This is a genomic window from Candidatus Accumulibacter phosphatis (genome assembly GCF_000024165.1).
Taxonomy (GTDB): Bacteria; Pseudomonadota; Gammaproteobacteria; order Burkholderiales; family Rhodocyclaceae; genus Accumulibacter; species Accumulibacter phosphatis.
Window position 1 is genome coordinate 1,123,818 of record NC_013194.1, and the last position, 21,818, is coordinate 1,145,635.

21 protein-coding genes are annotated in these 21,818 nt (G+C 66.1%); 15 read left to right on the forward strand and 6 right to left on the reverse strand.

The window, feature by feature from the left end; all coding sequences use genetic code 11:
- The first annotated feature begins 58 nt into the window (after nucleotides 1-58).
- Nucleotides 59-727: an ATP-binding protein gene (locus CAP2UW1_RS04905; RefSeq protein ID WP_291911737.1), complete on the forward strand. Its 669-nt coding sequence runs from the start codon at nucleotides 59-61 to the stop codon at nucleotides 725-727.
- A 263-nt stretch (nucleotides 728-990) separates the two neighbouring features.
- The gene (locus CAP2UW1_RS04910; RefSeq protein ID WP_015765551.1) at nucleotides 991-1,308 is read left to right on the forward strand and encodes a hypothetical protein; all 318 of its coding nucleotides are present in this window, start codon (nucleotides 991-993) and stop codon (nucleotides 1,306-1,308) included.
- Between the two features lie 77 nt (nucleotides 1,309-1,385).
- Here CAP2UW1_RS04910 and CAP2UW1_RS04915 read toward each other — a convergent pair whose 3' ends face one another.
- Both CAP2UW1_RS04915 and ubiB read right to left on the reverse strand, forming a co-directional pair.
- Complete coding sequence (locus CAP2UW1_RS04915; protein ID WP_015765552.1) at nucleotides 1,386-2,510, reverse strand: beta-ketoacyl-ACP synthase III; 1,125 nt, start codon at nucleotides 2,508-2,510, stop codon at nucleotides 1,386-1,388.
- A 33-nt stretch (nucleotides 2,511-2,543) separates the two neighbouring features.
- Nucleotides 2,544-4,076: a ubiquinone biosynthesis regulatory protein kinase UbiB gene (ubiB, locus tag CAP2UW1_RS04920; protein ID WP_015765553.1), complete on the reverse strand. Its 1,533-nt coding sequence runs from the start codon at nucleotides 4,074-4,076 to the stop codon at nucleotides 2,544-2,546.
- A gap of 138 nt (nucleotides 4,077-4,214) precedes the next feature.
- Here ubiB and argS point away from each other — a divergent pair, with 138 nt between their 5' ends.
- The 6 genes from argS (at nucleotide 4,215) to CAP2UW1_RS23535 (ending at nucleotide 13,470) form a co-directional block, all read left to right on the forward strand.
- Nucleotides 4,215-5,987, forward strand: a complete 1,773-nt coding sequence (gene argS / locus CAP2UW1_RS04925) for an arginine--tRNA ligase (RefSeq protein ID WP_015765554.1) — start codon at nucleotides 4,215-4,217, stop codon at nucleotides 5,985-5,987.
- 32 nt (nucleotides 5,988-6,019) lie between these two features.
- The gene (locus tag CAP2UW1_RS04930) at nucleotides 6,020-6,793 is read left to right on the forward strand and encodes an SPOR domain-containing protein (protein ID WP_041567707.1); all 774 of its coding nucleotides are present in this window, start codon (nucleotides 6,020-6,022) and stop codon (nucleotides 6,791-6,793) included.
- 20 nt (nucleotides 6,794-6,813) lie between these two features.
- Nucleotides 6,814-7,461 (forward strand): thiol:disulfide interchange protein DsbA/DsbL, encoded by a 648-nt coding sequence (locus CAP2UW1_RS04935; RefSeq protein ID WP_015765556.1) that lies wholly within the window; start codon nucleotides 6,814-6,816, stop codon nucleotides 7,459-7,461.
- Nucleotides 7,462-7,533: 72 nt separating this feature from the next.
- Nucleotides 7,534-8,334: an SDR family oxidoreductase gene (locus CAP2UW1_RS04940; protein ID WP_412566854.1), complete on the forward strand. Its 801-nt coding sequence runs from the start codon at nucleotides 7,534-7,536 to the stop codon at nucleotides 8,332-8,334.
- 79 nt (nucleotides 8,335-8,413) lie between these two features.
- Nucleotides 8,414-9,571: an FIST signal transduction protein gene (locus CAP2UW1_RS04945; RefSeq protein ID WP_015765558.1), complete on the forward strand. Its 1,158-nt coding sequence runs from the start codon at nucleotides 8,414-8,416 to the stop codon at nucleotides 9,569-9,571.
- Nucleotides 9,572-9,582: 11 nt separating this feature from the next.
- On the forward strand, nucleotides 9,583-13,470 hold the full coding sequence (locus tag CAP2UW1_RS23535) for a PAS domain S-box protein (protein ID WP_015765559.1): 3,888 nt from the start codon (nucleotides 9,583-9,585) through the stop codon (nucleotides 13,468-13,470).
- Nucleotides 13,471-13,548: 78 nt separating this feature from the next.
- On the opposite strand, the gene CAP2UW1_RS04955 is transcribed toward CAP2UW1_RS23535, so the two are convergent.
- Entirely contained in the window at nucleotides 13,549-14,274 is a 726-nt protein-coding gene (locus CAP2UW1_RS04955) for an SDR family NAD(P)-dependent oxidoreductase (protein WP_015765560.1), read from the reverse strand.
- A 38-nt stretch (nucleotides 14,275-14,312) separates the two neighbouring features.
- On the opposite strand from CAP2UW1_RS04955, the gene CAP2UW1_RS04960 reads away from it, so the two are divergent.
- From CAP2UW1_RS04960 to CAP2UW1_RS04990, 7 genes are all read left to right on the forward strand, one after another.
- On the forward strand, nucleotides 14,313-15,122 hold the full coding sequence (locus CAP2UW1_RS04960) for a helical backbone metal receptor (protein ID WP_015765561.1): 810 nt from the start codon (nucleotides 14,313-14,315) through the stop codon (nucleotides 15,120-15,122).
- Nucleotides 15,123-15,186: 64 nt separating this feature from the next.
- On the forward strand, nucleotides 15,187-16,200 hold the full coding sequence (ubiU, locus tag CAP2UW1_RS04965) for a ubiquinone anaerobic biosynthesis protein UbiU (RefSeq protein ID WP_015765562.1): 1,014 nt from the start codon (nucleotides 15,187-15,189) through the stop codon (nucleotides 16,198-16,200).
- Between the two features lie 9 nt (nucleotides 16,201-16,209).
- Complete coding sequence (locus CAP2UW1_RS04970; protein WP_015765563.1) at nucleotides 16,210-17,145, forward strand: U32 family peptidase; 936 nt, start codon at nucleotides 16,210-16,212, stop codon at nucleotides 17,143-17,145.
- Nucleotides 17,142-17,594 (forward strand): ubiquinone anaerobic biosynthesis accessory factor UbiT, encoded by a 453-nt coding sequence (ubiT, locus tag CAP2UW1_RS04975; protein WP_015765564.1) that lies wholly within the window; start codon nucleotides 17,142-17,144, stop codon nucleotides 17,592-17,594. Before CAP2UW1_RS04970 ends, ubiT begins: the two co-directional genes overlap by 4 nt.
- A 38-nt stretch (nucleotides 17,595-17,632) precedes the next feature.
- Nucleotides 17,633-18,646, forward strand: coding sequence for a DMT family transporter (locus CAP2UW1_RS04980; RefSeq protein WP_015765565.1), 1,014 nt, complete (start codon nucleotides 17,633-17,635; stop codon nucleotides 18,644-18,646).
- Entirely contained in the window at nucleotides 18,643-19,380 is a 738-nt protein-coding gene (locus CAP2UW1_RS04985; RefSeq protein WP_015765566.1) for a M50 family metallopeptidase, read from the forward strand. Before CAP2UW1_RS04980 ends, CAP2UW1_RS04985 begins: the two co-directional genes overlap by 4 nt.
- Before the next feature lie 211 nt (nucleotides 19,381-19,591).
- On the forward strand, nucleotides 19,592-19,999 hold the full coding sequence (locus tag CAP2UW1_RS04990) for a DUF4332 domain-containing protein (protein ID WP_015765567.1): 408 nt from the start codon (nucleotides 19,592-19,594) through the stop codon (nucleotides 19,997-19,999).
- 118 nt (nucleotides 20,000-20,117) lie between these two features.
- Here CAP2UW1_RS04990 and CAP2UW1_RS04995 read toward each other — a convergent pair whose 3' ends face one another.
- The 3 genes from CAP2UW1_RS04995 to CAP2UW1_RS05005 all read right to left on the reverse strand — a co-directional run bounded on the left by CAP2UW1_RS04995 (nucleotide 20,118) and on the right by CAP2UW1_RS05005 (nucleotide 21,798).
- The gene (locus CAP2UW1_RS04995; RefSeq protein ID WP_015765568.1) at nucleotides 20,118-20,468 is read right to left on the reverse strand and encodes a DUF190 domain-containing protein; all 351 of its coding nucleotides are present in this window, start codon (nucleotides 20,466-20,468) and stop codon (nucleotides 20,118-20,120) included.
- Between the two features lie 79 nt (nucleotides 20,469-20,547).
- Nucleotides 20,548-20,931, reverse strand: coding sequence for a fluoride efflux transporter CrcB (crcB, locus tag CAP2UW1_RS05000; protein WP_015765569.1), 384 nt, complete (start codon nucleotides 20,929-20,931; stop codon nucleotides 20,548-20,550).
- A 351-nt stretch (nucleotides 20,932-21,282) separates the two neighbouring features.
- Nucleotides 21,283-21,798 (reverse strand): hydrogenase maturation protease, encoded by a 516-nt coding sequence (locus CAP2UW1_RS05005; protein ID WP_015765570.1) that lies wholly within the window; start codon nucleotides 21,796-21,798, stop codon nucleotides 21,283-21,285.
- Nucleotides 21,799-21,818 lie beyond the last annotated feature (20 nt).

Here is a 21,818-nt window from a genome sequence, read left to right on the forward strand (position 1 = left end):
GGCCGGCGATTGAGCAACACGAAGGGGGCGTCGTCCGGAAGTTCGACACAGATCTTGGGTGAGCAATGCGAGCCCCCGGCTACCGGCTCCCACAAGACTGACATCCGGACGCGCGGCCAGTCGGATCCAGGCACAGGTCGCCCAACTCAGCCCCGACGCCAACGACCGCCAGCACGCACTGAGGCAGATCGTCGCCGGTGCCGACCGCGCGACGCGCGTACTCGAGCAACTGCTGCGTCTGGCGCGGCTCGATCCGCTCGCGCGACTGCCCAACCCGGTCGAGGTCGGCCTGGCCGAACTGGCTCGGCAAGGCTTGGCCGACTTCCTGCAAAGCGTCGACGCCAGGGACATCCGGCTACAGACGGCCGGCTCGCCCTTGCTGGTCCGCGGCGACGCGGAACTGCTGCAGATCGTGCTGCGCAATCTCCTCGACAACGCCCTGCGCTACACGCCTGCGGACAGCAGGATCCACGTCTTCGCCCGTCGGCAAGGCGGCGAGTTGTCGCTCGGCGTCGCCGACGATGGCCCGGGCGTGCCGCCGACCGAGTTGCCGCGGCTCGTCGAACGCTTCTATCGCGGTCGCGAGGCGAACGCTGAAGGCAGTGGCCTCGGTCTAGCAATCGTCCAACGGATCGCCGAATTGCACGACGCGCGCTTCGAAGTGGAGAATCTGCCGGCCGGCGGCTTTACTGCGCGCCTGCGCTGGTGCAGGTCACCGGCGGCCTAGTCGGTTGCCGCCGCCAAGACTCGCCCAGGCGTTCGTGATCGAGTGCTGCAGAGTCCGTGAGACACGGACCCGGAGATCGCCATGCCCAGTGTTGGCAACCGTCTTGCTGGGGGCCGCCCCTCGGATTACACTTCCTCAGGTGAGGCACCTGCCCGGGGAAGCCGCGTCGCTGCTCGGGGCCGGCTCGAGGGCGGGCCGTTTGCGGCGAGTGGGTGCAGCCCCCCCGGGCCGGCTGCGGCCGTGCCACCAGAGCGGAGAAGACAATGCCCAAGTACTCCTCATTGTTGGTCGGACTGTTCGTGATCCTGCTGATTCCTGACCTTCGCTATGCGCAGGTGGCGTTTCAGAGTCCTGCTCGGCTTTCCGCGCAGCGCAATCTGGAAAGGGCGCAGTACTATGCGGGCAAGCCATCCAGCGGCGACTACTGGGGTTACACGCGGTACCAGTCGTCGATGGCCACGAGCATCCAGGGTTATGTTTCCATTCGCCGTTCACAGCGCAACACCAGCACGGTCAATCAAGGATCCGGCAACGTCGTTGCCAACGAGGCCGGAGTGATCGGGGATTCCTACGGCAGGTAGAGACGACCGTCGGCAAGCCGCCGGCAAACGCGTCGGCGTGTGCGACGACACGTTGCCGACACACTTTCTCGTCGTCGTCAGCGCTTGCCGACGACGAGACTGCCGATCGAGTAGCCGGCGCCGAAGGAGCAGATGACGCCGACGTCACCGCTCATGAGGTCGGCGCTGTGCCGGTGGAAGGCGATGATCGAGCCGGCCGACGCGGTGTTGGCGAACTCGTCGAGAATTACTGGGGCTTCGTCGGCAGTCGCGTCGCGACCGAGCAGGCGACGGCCGATCAACTGGTTCATCGCCAGGTTGGCCTGATGCAGCCAGAAGCGCCGCACGTCAGGCGGCCGCAAGCCGAGCCCGGCGAGATGCGTGGTGATGTGCGCAGCGGCCATCGGGCACACTTCCTTGAAGACCTTGCGACCCTCCTGGACGAAGAGCTGGTCGCGGTCGGTCGGGTCGCGGTCTTCGCAGCGCGAGAGAAAGCCGGCATTGTTGCGGATATTGTTCGAGAAGCTGGTTGCCAGTTTGCTGCCGAGGACTTCCCAGGCATTGGTCGATCTTGCCGTATCCAGCCTTTCGACGACGATCGCCGTGCACACGTCACCGAAGATGAAATGGCAGTCGCGATCCTGCCAGGCCAGATGCGCCGAGCAGATTTCCGGATTGACCACCAGTACACGCTGCGCCGTCTCACAGCGCACCGCGTTGACCGCCAGTTCGAGTGCGAAGGTGGCCGAGGAGCAGGCGACGTTCATGTCGAAGCCATAGCCCTGACTGATTCCCAGCGCTCGCTGGATTTCGACGGCCATTGCCGGGTAGGGGCGCTGCATGTTGGAGGCGGCGCAGATCACCGCATCGACGTCGGAGCCAGTCCTGCCGGCAGCGGCCAGCGCCTCGCCGCTGGCGGCAATCGCCATTTCGGCCTGGAGCGACAGCTCTTCGTTGCCGCGCGGCTCGAACTTCGGTCGCATACGTAGCGGGTCGAGCACGCCGGCCTTGTCCATGACGTAGCGACGAGTGATGCCGGAGGCCTTTTCAATGAAGTCGACACTCGACTCCGCGCAGCTGACGACCTCGCCGGCTGCGATGCGGTTGGCATTCGTTTCGTTGAACAGCCTGGCGTAGCTGTTGTAGGCGGCGACCAGTTCCTCGTTGCTGATGGTGTGGGGAGCGGTGTAGAGGCCAGTGGCGCTGATCACGATGCGATGCATGCAGGTTCTCCGGGGTGGTTGGCAGACTACCGGTTACAGGTACTGGCTGACCACCAGTGCGGCCAGCAGGACGGCGATGATGCCCAGCAAGCGCCCTTGCTGACGCTGCGCGCGCGCCAACTCGCCGAGTAGAGGTGCCAGGTCGGAAGTCTTCTGCTGTGCCAGAGCCTGATGCACCAGACGCGGCAATTGCGGCAGGGTGCGCGCCCAGTAGGGCGCTTCCTGGAGGACGCCGAGGTGGAAAGCGTGTCGGCCCACCTGCTCGCTCATCCAGCGTTCGAGGAAAGGCTTGGCGGTCTTCCAGAGGTCGAGGTTGGGGTCAAGCTGTCGGCCAAGCCCCTCGATGTTGAGCAGGGTCTTCTGCAGCATCACCAGTTGCGGCTGGATCTCCACGTTGAAACGGCGCGAGGTCTGGAACAGGCGCAGCAGCACCCGACCGAAGGAGATCTCGTGTAGCGGCCGGTCGAAAATCGGTTCGCAGACCGCGCGGATGGCGGCTTCGAACTCATCGGCGCGGGTATCGGCCGGCGCCCAGCCGGCTTCGATATGCGCGGTGGCGACGCGTTTGTAGTCGCGCTGGAAGAAGGCGAGAAAGTTCTGCGCCAGGTAATTCTTGTCGGCGTCGGTCAGCGTCCCGACGATGCCGAAATCCAGTGCAATGTAGCTGCCGTGGTGAGCGGGGTCGACGGCGATGAAGATGTTGCCGGGGTGCATGTCGGCGTGGAAGAAGCCGTCACGGAAGACCTGCGTAAAGAAGATCTCGACCCCGGCACGCGACAGCGCCGGCAGATCGATGCCGGCAGCGATCAGCGCCCCGGTCTGGCTGATCGGGATGCCGTGCATGCGCTCCATGACCATCACCGTCGTCGTGCATTGGTCCCAGTACACTTCGGGAACCTGCAGCAGGCGCGAACCGCTGAAGTTGCGGCGCAATTGCGAGCAGTTGGCCGCTTCGCGCATCAGATCGAGTTCGTCGTAGAGGTACTTGGCGAACTCGCCGACCACTTCGCGCGGCTTCAATCGCTTGCCGTCCGACCACACCTTCTCGAGGACGCCGGCAAGGGTTTCGAGCAGCGCCAGATCGTTGGCAATGACGCCGTGCATTTCCGGGCGCAGAACCTTGACCGCAACCGCATGGCCGCCGTCTTCCGGACGCAGTCGGGCGAAGTGGACCTGAGCGATCGACGCGCTCGCCACCGGTGTCGCGTCGAACTCGGCAAACACCTCGTTGGCTGGGCGACCGTACGCCTGGGCGATCTGCGCCAACGCGAGCTCGGAGGAAAAGGGCGGCACGCGGTCCTGCAGTTTCGCCAGTTCGTCGGCGATGTCGGTGCGTAGCAGATCGCGGCGCGTGGACAGGACCTGTCCGAATTTGACGAAGATCGGGCCAAGCGACTCGAGCGCCTGGCGCAGGCGAACAGCGGGTGGCGTATCGAAGCGTCGCCAGAAGTGCAGGGCGCGCGACAGCGCAGCGAGGCGGCCGCTCGGCTCGTGCTCGAGAATCATCTCGTCGAGGCCGTAGCGGCTCGCAATACTCAGGATCTTGGCGAGGCGGAAAAGTCGCACGGCTGGCAGCGGCGGTGTGGTCGGCAAAGGAGCCAGTTTACACAGAAACCGCCGTCCTCGCTCCGCCGTTCGCCCGGGCGTAGGTTGCGCATCGTATAATCAGCGGCTTGACCGATTCTTCCAAGCCTGCGCACCCTGATGAGTCACGACCTGAAGTCCCACCTCGCCGATTTGATGCGCGTTGCGCTGCACAGCGTCGCGCCGGCCGAGGCCGACACGACGATCCACATCGAGCGGCCGAAGCAGGCCGCGCATGGTGATTTCTCCTGCAACCTGGCGATGCAACTGGCGCGATCGCTGAAGCGCAATCCGCGCCAACTGGCGGAGCTGCTGCTCTCTGAGCTGCCGCCTTCGCCATGGGTCAGCAAGGCCGAGATCGCTGGCGCCGGCTTCATCAATTTTCACCTGCCGCCAACGGCCAAGATCCAGGTCGTGCGCGACGTTCTCGAACAGGCGGAGGACTTCGGCCGTTCGACCAGCGGCGGCAGGCGCAAGGTGCTGGTGGAGTTCGTTTCGGCCAATCCGACCGGGCCGCTGCACGTCGGCCATGGCCGTGGTGCCGCCTATGGCGGCAGCCTCTGCAAGTTGCTCGCCTTTGCCGGCTGGGATGTCACCAGCGAGTACTACGTCAACGATGCGGGCCGCCAGATGGACATCCTGGCCCTGTCGACGTGGCTGCGTTATCTGGAACTGTGTTCCGGCGAGGGCACGCCGTCGCTCTTTCCGCCGAACGCCTACCAGGGCGACTACGTGCGTGCCATGGCCAGTCAACTGTTGACGGCACACGGCGAGCGTTACCGGCGAACGGCGAGCGACGTTCTTGCCGGGACGCCCGGGCTGCCGGGCGCCGAGCGTACCGACGCGGAGGCTGCGCAGCAGCGCGAAGCGCAGCTCGATGCCCTGATCGTCAATGCCAAGCACCTGCTCGGCGAAGAGTGGCAATACGTCCATGACTTCGTTCTCACCGAGCAACTGGCCGACTGTCGCGGCGACCTCGAAGAGTCCGGCGTGCATTTCGATGTCTGGTTTTCCGAGCAGTCGCTGTTCGCCACCGGGATGGTGGCCCGCTGTGTCGAGCGGCTCGAGAAGGGCGGTCATCTCTACGTGCAGGACGGGGCCCGCTGGTTTCGGTCGACCACTTTCGGCGACGAGAAGGACCGTGTCATCCAGCGTGACAATGGCTTCTACACCTACTTCGCGTCCGATATCGCCTATCACCTCAACAAGTACGAACGCGGTTTCCAGCGCATCATCAATGTCTGGGGTGCCGATCATCACGGTTACATACCCCGCGTCAAGGGCGCCGTCAGCGCCCTCGGACTGGATCCCGAGGTGCTCGAGGTGGCGCTCGTTCAGTTTGCCGTGCTCTATCGGTCGGGCTGCAAGGCGTCGATGTCCACTCGGTCGGGCGACTTCGTGACCCTGCGCACCTTGCGCGCCGAGGTTGGCAACGATGCCTGCCGCTTCTTCTACGTCCTGCGCAAGTCGGACCAGCACCTCGACTTCGATCTCGACCTGGCGAAAAGCCAGTCGAACGACAATCCCGTTTTCTACGTTCAATACGCGCACGCCCGTGTTCGTTCGCTGCTCGCCCTCTGGGCGGGCGAGCCGCAGGTGCTTGCCGGCGCAGATCTGGACCCACTCGGCAGTGCGCGTGAACTGGCGCTGGCGGCCCGGCTCGGCGAGTTCCCTGAGGTCGTCGAGGCCGCTGCCGGCGAGTTGGCACCACACCTGATCGCTTTCTATCTCAGGGATCTGGCTGCCGAATTCCACAGCCACTACAATGCCGAACGCATCCTCGTCGATGATCCGGCGATCCGGGATGCGCGCATCGCTCTGGCGGCTGCCGTCGGCCAGGTGATTCGCAACGGCATGGCGATTCTGGGCGTCAGCTGCCCCGAATCGATGTGATTGGAGAACAGAGGACTTCCATGAGTCGTGACATGAAACCCCGCAAGGCGCCGCCCGGCAGGAAATCGGGTGGCGGCACTCTGCTCGGCTTGTTCATCGGTCTGGTCATCGGCGTGATCGCCGTGGCCGGTGTCGTCTGGTACATCAACAAAGCGCCGCTGCCGTTCACCACGACGGGCCAGCAGCCGAGACTGCCCCCGCCGGTCGCCGGCAAGTCGGCGACGCCGGCCAGCGCGGAGGTGCCGCCGGTTGCCACGGCTCCGGTGGCCCTTCCGGGCAAGCCCGGCGACCCGGTCGCCGGCGAAAAGCCACGCTTCGACTTCTACAAGATTCTGCCCGGCAAGGCGGATGCAATCCCGGATCCCAAGCCGGAGGAGGTCAAGTCCCCGGTCAGCAAACCTGTCGAGACGAGACACGACGAGACGAAGCCGGCGGAGGCGAAGCCCACCGAGACCAGACCGGTCGAGACCCGGACAGCGGCCAGCAAACCGGCCGAGGGCAAGCCGGCCGAGGGCAAGCCGGCGGATGCCAAGTCGGCGGAAGGTGCCAAGAGCAGCAAGGAAGCGACGCTCAAGGAACCGATCTACCTGCAGGCAGGTTCTTTCCAGAGTGCGAGCGAAGCGGACAACCAAAAGGCGAAACTGGCGTTACTCGGTGCTGAGGCGAGGATCCAGCAGGTGATGTTGCAGGACAAGGTGTGGTATCGGGTCCGCCTCGGGCCGTACCACAAGATCGACGACGTCAATCACCTGCGCGCCGATCTGGCCAGGCAGGGCATCGATGCCAATCTGGTCAGGAAAGATTGAACCCATTGAGGAGAATACGCATGTTCGGACGCATCAACGGATGGTGTCTGGCGCTCGCCCTGAGTCTGCTGGTGTTCATGACGCCGGCACGGGCGCAGCTGGTGGTCGGCCGCGACTACGTGCCGATAGTCCCGGTACAGACCACAGACAACCCGGGCAAGCTCGAGGTGCTCGAGTTCTTTTCGTACGGCTGTCCGCATTGCAGCGAGTTCCACCCGGTGGTCGGCAAGTGGTCGGCGGCTTTGCCCGCCGATGTGGTCTTCAAGCGCGTACCGGTGTCGTTCGGCCGTCCCGCGTGGGCGAGTCTGGCGAGGCTCTACTACGCGCTGGAGGTGACAGGCGATCTGGCCAGGCTCGACGGCGCTGTGTTCAACGCTCTGCATCAGGCGGGGGGCAAGCTCTATGACGATAAAAGCATCATCGAGTGGGTCGCCACGCAGGGTGTCGATGCCCGGAAGTTTACCGACGCCTTCAACTCCTTCGGGGTGATCAGCAAAGTCAAGCGCGCCGACCAGATGGCTCAGGCGTACAAGATTCAGGGCGTTCCGGCACTGGCCGTCGACGGCAAGTACCTGGTGACCGGCAAGGAGACCAAGGGTTTCACCGAGTTGATCGCCTTGACCGATCAGGTCATCAACAAGGCACGCAGCGAGCGCGGCAAGAAGTGACGCCGTGGCGCGGCTCCGCCACATCGCCGTGCCCGTCGTCAGCCGACCGCTTGGCCTGCCTGGCTCAGTCCCTTGCCGGAGCGCTCGTTCTTCGGACACCGCGTGCAGGCGCTTGACACTGTTTTCATCACGGGTGCCTCATCGGGCATCGGCTGGGCACTCGCTGAATACTACGCGGCGCGAGGGGCCGTGCTCGGCGTTTGCGCGCGTCGGCGCGAGCCCCTGCAGGAGCTGTGTGCACGCTGGCCGGGCCAGCTGCACGCCTACCCGCTCGACGTGACCGACGCGGCGGCCATGCGTGCCGCCGGCGAGGACTTCATCGCCCGTGCCGGCGTTCCGGATATCGTCATTGCCAACGCCGGAGTGTCCGTCGGGACGCTGACCGAGCACGCCGAGGATCTCGACACCATCCGGCGGGTTATGGATGTCAATTTCTTTGGCATGGTGGCGACCTTTGCACCTTTCCTCGGCGGCATGCGGCGTGCCGGCGCCGGGCGTCTGGTCGGCATCGCGTCGCTGGCCGGCATCCGCGGCTTGCCCGGGGCAGAGGCGTACAGCGCGTCGAAAGCGGCGGCAATCAGCTACCTCGAAAGTCTGCGTCTCGAACTGCGCGGCTCGGGGGTTGCGGTGGTGACCATCAGTCCCGGCTACATCCGTACACCAATGACCGCCACCAACCCGTTCCCGATGCCGTTCCTGCTGTCGGCAGATGCCGCCGCGCCGCGCTTTGCGCGCGCCATCGCGCGGGGCAGCAGCTACGTCGTCATCCCCTGGCAGATGGCTTTGGTCGGCAAGGCGTTGCGCGTGCTGCCGAACCAGCTCTACGACCGGCTCCTTGCCGGCGCGCCGCGCAAGCCGCGGGGGTCGGGCTAGAGCGCTTGTCTGGCTGGGGGCACGGCGCTATTCTCCGGGCTCGGCGTCGCGCTTGCCGCTGTGAATAGGGGAAACATCGATGCACACTGCGCAGGTCGTTCTTCGCAATGCTCCGGCCATCGCCAGCGAACTGGCCCAATTGACCGGCGTGCGCGCGGATCTGATCCTGGCCTTCGGCGGTAGCGATCTGCTGCAGGCTGCGGCGGCGCCGTTGGCGACTCTCTTTCCCGACGCGCATCGCGTCGGTTGCTCGACCGCTGGCGAGATCTCGGCGGCCGGGGTTTCCGAAAATGCGTGCGTGGTCACCGCCGTAGGCTTCGCGAGCACGCGTCTGGCTGTTGCCTCGACGACACTGGCGGCAATGGACGATTCGCTTGGCGCCGGTCGGCGGCTCGCCGCACAGCTGCCGAAGGATGGCTTGCGAGCTGTCCTGGTCTTTGGCCAGGGAGTCAGGATCAATGGTTGCGCCCTGTTGGTCGGGATCGGTGACGTTCTCGGCCCAGGCGTCCCGCTTGCCGGTGGCCTCGCCGGCGACGGCGGTGCCTTCCGCGAAACCTGGGTACTCGACGGCCGGGGGGCGAGCAGGGACACGCTGGTCATCCTCGGGCTCTACGGTGAGGATCTGGACTTCTGCCACGCTTCCTTCGGAGGCTGGTCTCCCTTCGGTCCGGCACGCAAGGTGACCGGCTGTGCCGGCAACGTCCTCCGTGAACTGGATGGCGAGCCGGCGCTGGAGGTCTATAAGCGCTACCTCGGCGAGCACGCCAGCGGACTGCCGGCATCGGGTCTGCTTTTCCCTTTTGCCATGCTTGGCAGCGACCACCGCGAAGTGGGACTGATCCGCACCATCCTCGGCGTCGATGAGCGCGATGGCAGCCTGACGCTGGCCGGCGAGATCGACCCCGAGGGTTACCTGAAACTGATGCACGCCAGCACCGATGCCCTGGTCGACGGCGCCGAGGCGGCCGCCGAGGCCGTGCAGCAGATGCGCCGACCCGATGGACAGGGCCTGGCCCTGCTGGTGAGCTGTGTCGGGCGCAAGCTGGTGATGGGCGGCCGCGTTGATGAGGAGGTCGAAGCCGTCGGCGAAGTGTTCGGCAACAGCGCCGTTCTGGCCGGTTTCTATTCCTACGGCGAGATTGGCCCCTTCGCGCGAAGCGGCGGCTGCCGGCTGCACAACCAGACGATGACCGTGGCCTACATCGGTGAAACTCGCCCGGCCGGTTCGCATCCTTGATCGGCTCGGGCATGCACAAGCTTCTCAAGCGACAGATGCGGCGCCGCCTTGGCGTTGATGGGGAACGCGCGGCGGCGGTTCTGGATGAACTGGAAGCACTTGCCGCACAGGGTGGCATGTCGCCCGAGGCGGTACGCTTCGTCAACGGATTGGCAGGTTTTCTCGGTCATGTCGGCCTGGCGTACGCGCAGAACGACCGCGACCTGGAACTCAAGACGCGCAGCCTGGATTTATGTTCGGACGAACTTCTCGAGGCCAACGACCGCTTGCGCAGCGAACTGGCCAGTCGCACGCGTGCCATCGGCTCATTGCGCCACACCGCCAGTGGGCTGCTCGGCGGCAGCGAGCCGAGCCTGCCGCCGGGAGACGATCTCGAATCCCTTTCCGTACTGATGGCCGACCTGGTACGCCAGCGCGAGGCGAGTCAAAGGGACTTGCAGGGCGCGCTACTGGCGCTGGCCAACCAGAAGTTCGCCCTTGACCAGCATGCCATCGTCAGCATCACCGATGTGCACGGGACGATTACCTACGCCAACGACAGGTTCTGCGAGATCAGCGGCTACACGCGCGACGAATTGCTCGGACGCAACCACCGCATCGTCAAGTCGGGGATGCACCCGCCGGATCTGTTTGCGCAGATGTGGGCGGTGATTTCCGCTGGCCAGGTGTGGCATGGCGAGCTCTGCAATCGAAGCCGGGAAGGCCGTTTCTACTGGGTCAACGCCAGCATCGTGCCCTTCTGCGATCAGGGCGGCCAACCACTGCAATACATCGCCATCCGCACCGACATCAGCGAACGCAAGCGGATCGAAGGTGAACTTGCCGACAGCGAGCGTCGTTTCCGGTCTGTTGTCGAGAGCCTCAAGGAAGTCATCTTCCGCACCGATGCCAATGGCTGCTGGACCTACCTGAATCCGGCCTGGACCGAAATTACCGGCTTCGCCATTCAGGACAGCCTCGGGCGGCCGTCGCTGAAGAGTGTCCCGGCGGCAGACCGGCGCTACGCTGCGGTGCGTTTCGCTGCCCTGGCCAGGCAGGAGATCGCGTCCATCCGCGAGGAAGCGCGCTATCGGACGCGCGACGGGCGTGGCCGCTGGCTGGAGATCTTTGCGCGCGCGGAGTTCGACGATGGCGGGCGCTTCACCGGCATCGCGGGTACCCTCAACGACGTCACCGAACGGCGGCTGGCGCTCGAGCAGCTGCATCAGCAACTGCACTTCGTTCAGGAGTTGTTCGAAGTCCTGCCGCTGCCGATTTACCTCAAGGACACTGCCGGACGCTACCTGCAATTCAACAAGGCGAGTGAGGATTTCTTCGGTATCCGGCGTAGCGAGTGGCTGGGGAGAACCGTTGCCGACCTGCTGCCTGCCGAACAGGCGGCGTTGCACGCCGAGCGCGACCGGCAACTCCTGGCGACCGCCGGACAGCAGGTCTATGAGGCGCAGGTCGAGGGCCGCGACGGCAGGCGGCGCGACACCATCTACCACAAGGCGACGCTGACGCGGCCGGATGGCAGCATTGCCGGGCTCCTCGGTGCCATCGTCGACATTACGGAGCGGAAAGCACAGGAAGCCGCCGTCGGGGCCGCCGAATCGCGTTTGCGCCACATTACCAATACCGTTCCCGCCGCCGTGTTCCAGTGCGAGATCGGCTTGCGCGGTGTTCGCTACACCTTTCTCAGCGACCGTGTGAGCGAGATCACCGGGCATCCGCGCGAGGCCGTTTTCGCCGATGCCAGCGTGATCACCGGGCAGATCGCCGACGATGATCGTCAGCGCGTCATGCGTGGTGCCTGGGTGGCCGCGATGCAGCGTCAGGCGTGGCAGGACGAGTATCGAATCCACCTGCCGAACGAAGCGCTGCGCTGGATTCGCTGCCAGATCCACCCGGCGCCCGAACTCGCGGCCGATGGCGCGACGATCTACACCGGCATCTGGCAGGACGTCAGCCTGCTCAAGGAGGCCGACGCGCGCCTGCGCGAGGTTACCGAGAACATCCCGGTCGCCGTCTATCAGTACCACCTGTCGGGTGCGGGCGGGCGTACCTTCCGCTTCTTCAGCCGCGGCCTGGCGCAGATCTGCGGGCTGTCCGCCGAGGAGGCGATGGCCAGCCCCGAAGCGCTGCATGATCTGGTGCATGCGGACGACCGCGAGCTGGTAAACATGTCGATCGCCCAGGCGGCCGCCAGCCAGTCGCCCTGGTCGGTCGACTTCCGCCTGATCGATCGCCACAGTGGTCGGATCGTCTGGGTGCACGGCGAGGCGCACGGCAAGGCGATGCCTGACGGCAGCAGCTTGTGGAACGGCTACCTCGCGGACGTATCGAGTGCCAAGATGGCTTCCGAGCAGTTGCGCCTGGCCAAGGAAGACGCCGAAGCGGCGAACCGCGCGAAATCGGCGTTTCTGGCCAACATGAGCCACGAGATCCGCACGCCGCTGAACGGCGTCATCGGCATGACCGATCTGCTTCTCGGCAGCACGCTCAGCCACCGTCAGCGCGCCCACCTGCAGATCGTCAAGCAGTCGTCGGACGCGCTGCTGACCATCCTCAACGACATTCTCGACTTCTCGAAGATCGAGGCCGGCAAGCTCGTCGCCGAGCGGGTTTCCTTCAACCTCCGGCAGGTGGTTGGCGAGATGCTCAAGGCACTGGCCTTGCGCGCGTCCGACAAGGGGATCGAGTTGATCGGCGACATCGCCGCCGACGTCCCGACACATGTCCTGGGCGACCCCGGCCGGCTGCGGCAGGTGCTCGTCAACCTGGTCGGCAATGCGATCAAGTTCACTTCGCAGGGCGAGGTGATCGTGCGCCTCGAGTGCTCGGCAGGCAACGCCGACGAAGTCGGGCTGCACTTCGCCATCATCGATAGTGGCATCGGCATCCCCGAAGAAAAGCTGGCGACGATCTTCGACGCCTTCGCCCAGGCCGATGGCTCGATCACCCGCAGGTATGGTGGCACGGGCCTCGGGCTGACGATTTCGGCACGCCTGGCCGAGCTTCTCGGCGGCCACATCCGGGTCGACAGCACGCTCGGGCAAGGCAGTACCTTCCACTTTACGCTTCGCTGCGGGATCGATGGACAGGCTCGCCCGCTGCCCCGCAAGGACCGACGACTGGCCGGCCGGCGGGTTCTGCTGCTGGCAGAGAACCCCCATACGCGTGCCGTCCTGGCGCGTGCCCTCGCCGGCGCCGGCGCCGTCGTGACGGCCGTTGAATCGGCGGTGGCGGCCCTCGCCAGCGTCGGCACACCACCGCTGGCCGATCTCGTTCTGCTCGACGCCTGCCGTTCCGGGGTCGACGGCCTGGCGCTGGCCCGCCGGCTGCGCGCGGCCGCCGGCGACGCGCCGATGACGCAGGTGCTCTGGTCGTCGTGGCTCGGCAGCATCGCTGCGCAAGCCTGCCGCGAGGCCGGGGTGAGCGCCTGTCTACCGAAACCGCTTACTGGCGACGATCTGTTGGCGGGCCTCGGCGGCGTCTTCGACGGTGGCCCCGGCGCAACATCCACCGCGGTCGTCGTGCCTGAGCCGCTGGTAGCGAGCGAGCTGCCTGCCGCAGCGGGCGCCTTCGACTATGGCGCTGCCCTGGCGGACGCCGACCGGGAAACCGTGGAACTGATCGCCGCCGCGTTCCTCGAACACTGTCCGCGCGATCTGGACAAGATGCAGCGCGGGCTGGCCAGCGCCGATCTCCAGGGCGTCGTGTCGGTCGCCCACGCGCTGCATGGCACCCTCGCCATTTTCGGTGCGTTGCCGGCAGTCCGCCTGGCGCAGCGCCTCGAACAATACGCCATCTTCAGCGAGCCGTCGGAATTGAAGCCGCTGCTCGACGGACTCAGAGCAGAGATCGACCGCTTGCGCATCGTCCTCAAGCCGCTGGCGGACGCTGCCCCGGCCTGGTGAACCCGGGTCGGCAGCTCCGGCCGGGCCGACTGCCGAGGGAGGCGCCGCGGCGGGCCGGGAAGTCGACGGCAGGCAAGCTCACCAGTCGATCGGTTTGCCGTCGCGAAAGAAGCCGCCGCTCGGTCCGTCGTCCGGCAGCAGCGCTGCCCAGACGATTCCCTGGGCACCCTCGTCGGCGCTGCGCGTGGCGTCCTGGCCACCCATCTCGGTACGGCACCAGCCCGGGCAGACCGCATTCACCTTGATCGGGCTCCCTTCCAGCTCCCTGGCGGTAAGGCGCGTCAGCGCGTTGAGCGCTGCCTTGGACATCCGGTAGCCGGGCCAGCAGCCTCCCATGTCAGCTAGCTGCCCCATGCCTGACGAGACGTTGACGATTCTCCCCCAGCCGTTGTCGCGCATCAGCGGCACGATCGCCTGGATCAGGCGCAGCGGCGCGAGGGCGTTGCAGGCATAGGTGGCGGCAACGATTTCGGGGTCGACGACAAGCGCGCTGGCATCCTCGGGAACGGCAAAGCCGCGCGGTTCGAGCAGCACGCCGGCGTTGTTGACGAGAATGTCGGCGCGCCCGAACTCACGGCGCAAGCGCGCCGCGAGCGCGGCGACGGCGCTCGCGTCGGTAACGTCGGCGACATGCGGCAGCACCTTGTGGCCCAGCGCCTGCAGGTCCCGGGCAGCGTCTTCGATCGTTTCGGCCGTACGCCCGACCATCAGTACCAGACAGCCGGCGGCCGCCAGTTCGCGTGCCACCGAGAGGCCGAGGCCACGCGCGGCACCGGTCACAACGGCAAGTTTCTGGGCTAGCATCTGTCTCTCCTGTTCTTCCACATGGCAGAGGCCGAATCATGCAATGGTCTGACGCGCTCGGCAAGCCGCACGACCGCTATCCGGGCAGCCCACGGATCGTCTCGCTGGTGCCGAGCATCACCGAACTAGTGATCGACCTTGGACTCGCCGGTGTTCTCGTCGGCCGCACCGGTTTCTGCGTCCACCCTCGGCAAGCGGTTCGGCGGATAGCGAAGGTGGGCGGCACCAAAGGTTTCTCGATCGATACGCTGCGGGCGCTGGCGCCGACGCACGTCATCGCGAACATCGACGAGAACCGGCGCGAGGAAGTCGAGGCGCTGCGCGACTTCGTGCCGCATCTGATCGTGACCCACCCGCTGGCGCCGCGCGACAACCTCGATCTGTACCGGCTGGTCGGCGGCGTCTTCGGGCGCGAGAGCCAGGCCGCGGATCTGTGCGCCGCCTTCGAGCGCGAATGGGCGGCGACCACCGCCTGGCTCACCGGCGTGCCGCGACAGCGGGTGCTGTACCTGATCTGGCGCCAACCCTGGCTCAGCGTTGCCCGCGACACCTACATCTCGCGCATGCTGGCGGCAGCGGGCTGGGACACGCTGCCCGTGCTCAGCAGCGTCCGCTATCCGGAGGTCGACCTACCCAGCGTGGCCCGCGAAGCCGACATCGTTCTGTTGTCGAGCGAGCCCTACCCGTTTCGTGAAAAACACCGGCGCCAACTGCTGGACGAACTGCCGGGCGTGCGCGCGGCGCTGATCGATGGGGAACTGGTCTCCTGGTACGGCACGCGGGCGCTGCACGGGCTGCCGTATCTGCGCCGCTTGCGGCGCGAGTTGGCCAATTCGCCCGCAACTTGACCGGAATCAAGTGCCGCCAGGCCGTCGTGACTATACTGGCGTGCTTCGCTCGACGAGGATTCCCATGGCACGCCCGACAATCCCTCAACTCGTCTGTCCTGCCGGCAGCCTGCCGGCGCTGCGCGCAGCCGTCGACAACGGCGCCGACGCGGTCTATCTCGGCTACCGGAATGACACCAACGCCCGCAACTTTGCCGGCCTGAATTTCGATCACAAGGCGATGGTCGAGGGAATTCGCTACGCCCAGTCGCGTCATCGGCAGGTGTTGATGGCGATCAACACCTTTGCGCAGCCCGGACGTGCCGCTGACTGGCAGCGGGCGGTCGATGGCGCCGCCGATCTCGGTGTCGACGCGGTGATCCTCGCCGACATCGGTCTGCTCGACTACGCCAGCAAGCGTCACCCGACGCTGCGCCTGCACCTCTCGGTGCAGGGCTCGGCGACCAGCTACGAAGCCGTCAACTTCGCCCATCGCGAGTTCGCCGTCCGGCGTGCGGTGCTGCCGCGCGTACTCACTCTGGTGCAGGTGGAAACGGTCATCAGGAACACGCCGGTGGAGATCGAAGTCTTCGGTTTCGGCAGCCTGTGCGTGATGAACGAGGGACGCTGCTGGCTGTCGTCGTACGCCACGGGCGAATCACCGAACACCGTCGGCGCGTGTTCGCCGGCGAAGTACGTGCAGTGGGAACGCTCGCCGGGACAGATGACGACGCGCCTGAACGGCATCGTCATCGACTGTTTCGGCGACGACGAACCGGCCGGGTATCCGACCCTGTGCAAGGGCCGCTTCGCGGTCGATGGCGAGACCTACTACGCGCTCGAAGAGCCGACCAGTCTCAACGTGCTGGAAATCCTGCCGGCGATCGCCGCAGCCGGCGTCGCGGCAATCAAGGTCGAGGGGCGTCAACGCAGCCCGACCTACGTCGCGCAAGTGACGCGTACCCTGCGCGCCGCGCTCGACGCGCTGGCCCGCGATGGTCAGCGTTTTCACGTCCGTCCGGCCTGGCAGGCCGAACTGGCCAAGGTCTCCGAGGGGAGCCAGGTGACGCTCGGTGCCTACAACCGGCCATGGCGTTAGGAGCAAGATATGAAACTGGCCCTCGGACCGCTGCTCTACTTCTGGCCCAAACACGAGGTTTTCGAGTTCTATGCCGAAATCGCGCAGAACCCGGCCATCGACATCATCACCATTGGCGAGGTCGTCTGTTCGCGCCGCCAGCAGATTCGCGTGGCCGACTGGCTTGCGCTGGCGCGCGATCTGGCCGCCGCCGGCAAGGAAGTGGTCGTTGCCGCACAGGCCCTGCTCGAATCGGAAAGTGATCTCAAGTCAGTGCGTCGCCTGGCCGACGAACTTACCGACGAACTGACCAACATTCCCGGCTGCCGCCTCGAAGTCAACGACCTCGGCGCGGTCGGCATCGCCGCGGGTCGTCCGTTCGTTGCCGGGCCGCACCTGAACATCTACAACGAAGCGACGCTGGCTACCTTCTTCCGCTACGGCATGCGGCGCTGGGTACCGCCGCTGGAGGGCGACAGCCGCTTGATCGAGACACTGCATCGCAGTCGCCCGGCAGGCGTCGAGACCGAAGTCTTTGTCTTCGGCAAACTGCCGCTCGCCTTCTCGGCTCGCTGTTTCACGGCGCGTCGCTACATCCTCAACAAGGACGACTGCCAGTTCAAGTGCCTCGATCACCCCGAGGGGCTGACGCTGCGCACGCGCACCGGGCAGCCGTTCCTGACCATCAACGGCATTCAGACGATGTCGGCGCAGACCTACAATCTCCTGCCGCAAATGCCGGATCTGCTGGACCTGGGCATCGAGGTGGTGCGCATCAGTCCGCAGCCCCAGGCGATGTCGGCGATAATTGCCGCTTTCGACGCGGCTCGCCACGCTCGGGCTGTCGATCCGGACACCGCCGGCTGGGCCTCCGAGGGCCTGGTGAACGGCTACTGGTTTGGCGAAGCCGGCATCGTCCGGCATCCTCCGGCGGTCGCCGCAACAGAGGAAGGAATCGGTACATGAGCCAGCTCTTCGCAATTCCCCGTTTCAGGCTGCCCGGCCTGGTTTCCACCATTGGCGTGCATCTGCCGCAATGGCCGCACTCCCTGGCCCTGGCGACGGCGTTGAACGCTGCCGCCAAGGTCGGCCTGCTGCCGGAAGACAGCCTGGCGCAACTTGAAGGGCGAAGTTTCGTCGTCGAGGTCGTCGACGCCGGCGGGCAGGCCTGTTTCACCTATCGCCGTGGTCTGTTTCGGCCGCTCTTCAGATTGCCGGACGCCCCCGATCTGTCGTTTCGCGCCAACCTGTCTGCTTTTCTGCAATTGCTCGCTCGTCAGGAGGACCCGGACACCCTGTTCTTCAACCGCGATCTGTCGATCACTGGTGACACCGAACTCGGCCTGCTGGTCAAGAACATGCTCGATGCCGTCGAGTGGCCGCAACTGCCGAGATTGCCCAGCCTGCGCTACTAGGCCGCTGCGACTCGGGATACGCGAAGGCAGACGTCAGCATGCGGCCGCAGGCATCGGCCAGCCGCGCACTCGTCGAAGGCGTCGCCTGCGCGCTCGGCGCCGGCCTGCTCTGGGGGCTGGTCTTCGTCGTTCCGCTGATGCTGCCGGACTATCCGCCGGCCATGCTCTCGTTCGGGCGCTACCTCGGTTTCGGCGTCATCGCGCTGCTCCTCGCCTTGACCGATCTACCGGGCCTGCGGCGCCTGCAGCGAGATGACTGGCAAATGGCCGGCGAGCTGGCGCTGGTCGGCAACATCCTCTACTACCTGTTCCTGTCGGCGGCGATCCAGCTTGCCGATGCGCCGTTGCCGACGATGCTGATCGGCACCTTGCCGATCGTCATTGCCATCGTCTCGAACTTCGGCAGTGAGGCACTGCCGTGGCGGCGTCTGCTCCCTTCGCTGGCAGTGATTGCCCTCGGCATCGCCCTGGTGAACAGTCACGAGATGGCGCAGCGCGGCGAAGGTCGTAGCGCGCACGACTATGTCGTCGGCGCCCTGCTGGCGCTGGCGGCAGTCGTCGCCTGGACCTGGTACCCGGTGCGCAATTCGCGCTGGTTGCGCCGGCGACCGGCTCTGGCCTCGGGTACCTGGGCCCTCGCCCAGGGCTTGGCGACGCTGCCCCTGGCTGCCCTCGGGATGGCAGTGGCGGGCGTCCATGCCGGGGGGGAGAGCGCTTACGACTATCCTCTGGGTCCGCATCCGGGGCGCTACGTCGGCCTGATGCTGACCCTCGGGCTGTGCGCCTCGTGGCTCGGCACCCTGCTCTGGAACCGCGCCAGCAAGTTGTTGCCGACAGCCCTCACCGGCCAGTTGATCGTCTTCGAAACCCTGGCGGCCTTTGCCTATGCCTTCATCTGGCGGGGCGCACTGCCGGGCGGCACAGCGCTGGTCGGAATTGCCCTGCTGATCACCGGCGTCGTTCTTGGTGTGCGGGCTTTTCGCCCAGTCCGGGATTCCCGGCAGGCGGACGTGGGGCGCGAATTGCCAGTGCAGCCTGGGCGCGAGCCATGAGTTCCATGTCGACAGCGTCGCCGCGATCGTCGTCCGAAACATCGGCAGAACATCCGCTGCGCGCGCTGCTCTGGGTGCTGGCGCTCATCGTCGTGACCTGGCAGTTGCCGTACGGCCGATCGATTCTCTATCCGTTCTCGCTGCTGGCAACCTGCGCCCATGAACTCGGGCACGGCCTGACGGCACTGCTCGTCGGCGGCGAGTTCAGCAGCTTCGCCCTCTACGCCGACGGCTCCGGGCTGGCCTTGTGGCGGGGGACGGGCGGCCGCCTGAGCACCGCGCTCGTGGCCGCCGGCGGTCTGCTGGGCCCGAGCATTGCCGGTAGCCTGCTGATCATTCTGGCGCGCTCGGCGCGACAGGCGCGGGCGATGCTCTGGCTCGTTGCCGGCGGTCTGCTCGGCGTCGTCGTCGTGTGGGCGCGCAATCCGTTCGGCGTGATCTTCCTCGTCGCCAGCGCGCTGTTTTTCGCCGCGGTCGCCCTGTGGCTGGGCGATCGTGCGGTGACTTTCGTGCTGCGCCTGACCGGCGCTCTGCTGTGCCTGAGTTGGCTTCAGGACCTGGATTATCTGTTCACGTCCAGCGCCGTCATCGGCGGCATGCGCCACGCCTCCGACACCGCCGTCATTGCGCAGGCGCTGTGGCTGCCGTACTGGTTCTGGGGCGGCGTCATTGCGCTGACCTCGCTGGCGGTCCTGGCGCTCGGCCTGCGGCTGGCGACGCGTTCCCGGCGGTGACGATCACGGTGGCGTCCGCGCCTCCGGCCGGCCTGCAGGCACTGGCCCCGCGACAGGACATGGCGAGGCCGGCGAGGCCGGCGAGTGGCGCGATGTCCCCGCATGTCTTCACTGGTATTAGAATCGTGCCCGTCGAACGCCCCTGCAGCTCGGGTAGCCCGACGACATCGAAACTTTGCTTCGCACCAACATACCAGAGGAGAAAACTGAAATGACAGTCTCGGTCAAGGATCTACAGGGTGCCACCCCGACGATCAGCGAAAAGCTCAAGGAAGCGGGGATTACCAACAACGAACAACTTCTTGCTGCGGCCGCCGCTCCGGCCCAGCGGAAGGCGCTCGCCGGTACCTGTGGCTGCGATCCCCGCGTCATCCTCGAGTTGGCCAACCGCGCCGATCTCGCCCGCATCAAGGGCGTCTCCGGTGTCTATTCGGACCTGCTCGAAAAAGCTGGGGTCGATACGGTCAAGGAACTGGCAACGCGGCGCCCCGACAATCTGCACGCCAAAATCATCGACACCAACACCAGCGAACAGGTCAGCAAGCAGCCGCCAACGTTGGCCATGGTCGAGTCCTGGGTGCAGCAGGCGAAGGATCTGCCGAAGACCCTGACCTACTGAGCCTTGACGGATCACAGGGGCACGGCGCGTACGGCCTTGCCCCTGATCCGGTGAGCCAGCCCGCTCCGGCACGGGTCGGCGACAATTCACGATCTGCCGCCGCCGCCACTGGCATCGCTTACGGGTTGTCGGTCGCCGGAGGGTCCTCGGCATCCGGATTGATGACCCCGAAGCGGGCCGGGATGCGGGTATAGAAGATCCGGATCTGCTCGCGATTGATCAGATCGAAAAGTCGCTGCTCCTCCTCGTCGGTGGCCACGAACTCGACCTCGATGCCGCTGCTCCCCGCCAGCTCGAAAAACCGGTCTTCGTGCAGCGTGTGGCGCCGCCCGAAACCGCCGATGGCGCGGAACGCCGAGCCGCCGCGAATGCCGAGCCGGTTGCCCTGGATCAACAGCCACTCCCAGAGAAGAACCCCGTGGTGCGCCTCGGACTCGGTCACATAGAACCGCAGAAATGAGCCTTCCATGCCTTCCTCAGTTGTTTGCTGCGTCCGTAGCGGTTCGCGCCAGGCGCGCCCGGAACCCGACTGCGTGTTGCCGGGCGTCTCATGGCGAACCTCGCGCCCAGAAGACGGTCGCCAGACCGGCAAAAGTCATCGCCACCGAACCCACGACATGCGCCGCAACGATGCCGAGCGCCCAGGAAATCCGCCCCTGCTGAAGCAGGATCATCAATTCCGCGGAGAAGGTCGAGAATGTCGTCAGACCGCCGCAGAACCCGGTAATGATCAACAGGCGCCATTCCGGGGAAAGCGCCGAGAACGAGGTAAAGAAGGCGATGGCGACGCCGATGACGTAGGCACCGACCAGGTTGGCGACCAGCGTCCCGGGTGGAATCGTCGGGAAGAGACTGTTGAGCCTGATCCCCAGTTGCCAGCGCAACAGTGCGCCAAGCGCGGCACCGACCGATATCGCGAGAATCGCTTTCAAATATTCCTGCCCCGAAAACGTGTTGCCGCAGCGGACAGGCTGGAAACGAACCCAGGCAGCACATCCGGCAACCCTGTGGCCGGCGTCGGCCGTACAACGGTGGCTCCAGGAGCAATGGCATCTCCCGGCCGCTCAATATAGCATCTGGTCTTGCCGGCTGAACAGCCGTTGCTCGTCGGATGGATGGTTACCGGGCAGCTCCAGCGCACGGCGAGGAGCCGATGCCGGCGCTGCACGCCAGCGTACACGGATCTGAATCCGATCGCTGGTGACCGGCCTGCCTTGGCGGCGAGCGGCCTGGGCCGCTGACACGACTTCTCTGTAAGCCGCAGGCAGGGTTCTGGCCGGCCCCTACACGTCGCGGGTTACGCGCGCCTGCCAGGCGTCGACCCGGGAGGCGCGGCATAGCCCCGTCAGCAGTTCGAAGGCAGCGTCCGCATGGTCTCGCGCGGCGCGGCTCAAGCCCTCGCCCAGCGCGAAGCGCTCGCCGCGCACACACAACACGAAAGCCGGCGGCGGCGGCTCGCCGATGCGCCGCAGCACGGCGAGCAAGGCGGCGGGAGGCAAGGCATGCGTGCCGGGGCTGACGACGCCGGCCGCCGCCACTTGGCGAAAGGCGTAAGGCGACGGGGTCTGCTCGCCGGCGTCGATGAACAGCGCCAGGCGCCGTCCGGTGAGATCGAGGGCATGCTCGACCTGCAACTGGAAGTCGCCGATCAACTCGAAGCCGTCGGCCAGGCCGACCGAATGCAGCCAGTTCTGCAAGCGTTCGAGGAGCAGGGGTCCGAGTGCGTCGTCGCCGCGACTCGGGTTGCCGCAGGCGAGAACGACCACCGGGGCGGGTGGCATGGCCGGCACCAGTGACATCAGCGACGCCCTCCTGACCT